The following is a 1,921-nucleotide window of genomic DNA, read 5'->3' as shown; positions in this document are numbered from 1 at the left end:
GATCCGGCCTTCACGATCCCCCACCGCCCCATGAGCCGGCCGCCTCACACAATCCAGAAGCCCACTGCCCCACGCTCCTGCCGCTCCCCTACAACCCGCCTTGACCTGTAGGTGGAAACCGCCACCAGGACAACGGTTTCTACCTACGGACGGGGAAGCCGTAGGTAGAAACCGTCGCGCCAGCGACCGGAACCACCTACGCGTCCGGCCGGAAAGGCCCCCGCGGACAGCGGACGCCGCCGGGAGCCGGCGCCTGTCGCCCCTGTAAGCCGCCTGCCGGTCACGGCCGGCGGGCGGCACGGAGCCGGGTGCCGCGGCCCCGCCAGTCATGTGCCGGCCCGCGTGGCCTCCTCGCGCTGTTCTCCTTACCCTGCCGGCCCTTCTCCTGCGCCGGCCCTTCTCCTGCGCCGGCCCCTCCCCTGCGTAGCCTTCTCCCCCGTGCCGGCCCGCCTCCATACCGCCGGAAGGTCGGCACAGGACCAGGGTCGTCTGTCGTCCTTCACCCGTCGTCCGTCAGGCACATGTGTGGGGACGGATATCTCGCTGACGGAACCGGCTGGCCGCCTACCGGGGTGGCCAGGGGCGGCCCGGTGGCGAGGAACCGTCACGCAGCCGATACATTCGCCTGCTCCGCACCGCTGGGGACCGGGCAGCGACGCCACGGTGGCATGCGCCCGGTCCCCAGCGGTGCGGAACAGGTGGGGTCGAACGAACGGGGAACGCAGGTGCACCTTGTGCTGATCGAGACGTCCGGGAACCAGCCGTTCATCTTTGGCACGAACAAGCAACGCGAGAACATCGGCGCGTCCGAACTGACAACAATGATCAGACGCTGGGCGAAAAAAGCGATCGAGACGATCGGCCAGGCGGAGAAGCAGGCGGTCTCGACGACGGCGGAGCCGATTCTCGAGGTGATGGCGGCGTCCGGCAAGGTCGTCCTGCTGGTGACCGAGGCCGACGACGACGCGAGCGAGCACACCGCCCGCGGGCTGATCACCGAGGTGACCCTGCGGGCGGCACTGCGAGCGCCCGGCCTGGCCGTCGACGGGGCGTTCGTCTCCGTCAGCCGCGGTGACCTCGACGACGATGCGAAACAGCAGGAGCTGCTGCGCCGCGTCCACGCGGCCCTCGGTGGCTACACGGCGACCCGGCCCGCGGTCGCGACGCGCTTCCCGCAGATACCGTTCGCCGCGATCTGCCGTTACAGCGGGTTACCAGCCACCGTGCCTCTGCCCCCGGCGAGGGGACACGACTCTGAGACATCCGAGAAACCCGCGGAAGAGGCACGGCACGACGCGCGGGAACAGGAGCTGTCGCTGGCCTCCCGGGTCAAGCGCACCTACGCGAAGCCAGCCCGCACCCGGATGCTTCAGGTGCTTCGGGACGGAGGCATCGGGGAGACAGACAGCGAACGCCTGTACCCGGATCCGACCGAGCTGCTGTACCCGGATCTGACCAAGCTGGAGGCCGCGCTCGCGGGCGTCCCGGTCGCGAACGCGGAACAGAAGCGACGAGCCGGCGGACGGGATGCGACGGAGCGCACGAACGCCCGTTCCGGCCCGCTGAGCGCTCAGCCCGGCCGAGACGGTGCCGGGCGTGCTGGGGAGACGAGCTGGGTCGGTGTGGTGCACGCCGACGTCAACGGCATGGGGCGCATCTTCCAGAATCTCAACGACGTGTTGGCCCCCACCTACCAGCCGAATGTGTTCGGGAAGGTGGCGTCCTGGCTGCGTGATCAGGATATCCACGGCACCCGCACGCTTGCCGCCTACGGGGAGGTGAGCGCGGCCCTGGACGAGGTCACGAAGAACGCCTACGTGGAGGCGGCCAAAGAGGTGCTCAGCCAGTTCCAGGACGAAGAACAGTTCAGGGCGCAGGAGGGGCCCCAGGCCGGGAAGGGCGCGAGTACAGCGACGACAGC

Annotated in this window: 1 protein-coding gene; it reads left to right on the top strand. The window is 69.7% G+C overall.

Going from position 1 to position 1,921, the window contains the following annotated elements:
- Positions 1-734 precede the first annotated feature (734 nt).
- The coding region (locus AC5LSR_RS10755; RefSeq protein ID WP_493468403.1) for a hypothetical protein at positions 735-1,921 on the top strand (1,187 nt) is incomplete at its 3' end.

The sequence above is a fragment of the Protofrankia sp. CiP1_Cm_nod4 genome (assembly GCF_982290645.1).
The sequence above is the reverse complement of the archived record's forward strand: the minus strand, read 5'-3'. Positions and strand labels throughout refer to the sequence as shown.